Below are 979 nucleotides of genomic sequence, written 5' to 3'. Positions count from 1 at the left end.
ATCAGCAGGAAGTTCTGCCCGTCCGCTTCCAGACCCACCTTGTTCGACACCCGCGCCGCCATCGGCACCGCCGACACCCCCGCCGAGCCGATCAGCGGGTTGATTTTGTGCCGGCTGAACACGTTCATCAGCTTCGCCATCAGCACCCCGGCCGCGGTCCCCACGCAGAAGGCGATCACCCCCAGCACCAGGATCCCCAGCGTCTGCGGCTGCAGGAACTTGTCCGCCACCAGCTTGGCCCCCACCGACAGCCCGAGGAAGATGGTGACGATGTTGATCAGCGCGTTCTGCACCGTATCGCTCAGCCGCTCCACCACGCCGCTCTCGCGCATCAGGTTGCCGAAGCAGAACATCCCCAGCAGCGGCGCGGCGTCCGGCAGCAGGAGCGCCACCAGCAGCAACAGCACCGCCGGGAAGAGGATCTTCTCCCGCTTGCTTACCGTGCGCAGCTGCACCATGCGGATCTTCCGCTCCTTATCCGTGGTCAGCGCCTTCATGATCGGCGGCTGGATCAGCGGCACCAGCGCCATATAGGAGTACGCCGCCACCGCGATGGCCCCCAGCAGCTCCGGCGCCAGCTTGCCCGACAGGTAAATCGCCGTCGGGCCGTCGGCGCCGCCGATGATGCCGATGGCCGCCGCCTGCGGCAGGGTGAAGCTGATGATGCCGAAGTAGTTCAGCGTCAGCGCCCCGAGCACGGTGGCGAAGATCCCGAACTGCGCCGCCGCCCCCAGCAGCAGGGTGCGCGGGTTAGCCAGCAGCGGGCCGAAATCGGTCATCGCCCCGACGCCCATAAAGATGACCAGCGGCGCGATGCCCGAGCCAATCGCCACCTTATAGAAGATGGCCAGCACCCCGGCGGAGTAGCCCATGTCCACCGCGAGGCTCTCCATCTGCCCCTGTACCGACGGCAGGGCCAGCGCCAGTGCCTCTTTGATGGCGTGGACGTCCGGCGCGCAGTGGAGCTTCGCGGCAATCA

Annotated in this window: 1 protein-coding gene; it reads right to left on the bottom strand. The window is 67.0% G+C overall.

All coding sequences use genetic code 11. The features are described 5' to 3' along the window. A partial coding sequence (locus HMPREF1024_RS00090) for a sodium ion-translocating decarboxylase subunit beta (protein WP_032451477.1) occupies positions 1-979 on the bottom strand: 979 nt, incomplete at both ends.

Origin of the sequence: Klebsiella sp. 4_1_44FAA, from assembly GCF_000238715.1 — a bacterium.
GTDB classification, from domain to species: domain Bacteria; phylum Pseudomonadota; class Gammaproteobacteria; order Enterobacterales; family Enterobacteriaceae; genus Klebsiella; species Klebsiella pneumoniae.
This window is presented reverse-complemented; position numbering and strand designations above follow the sequence as displayed.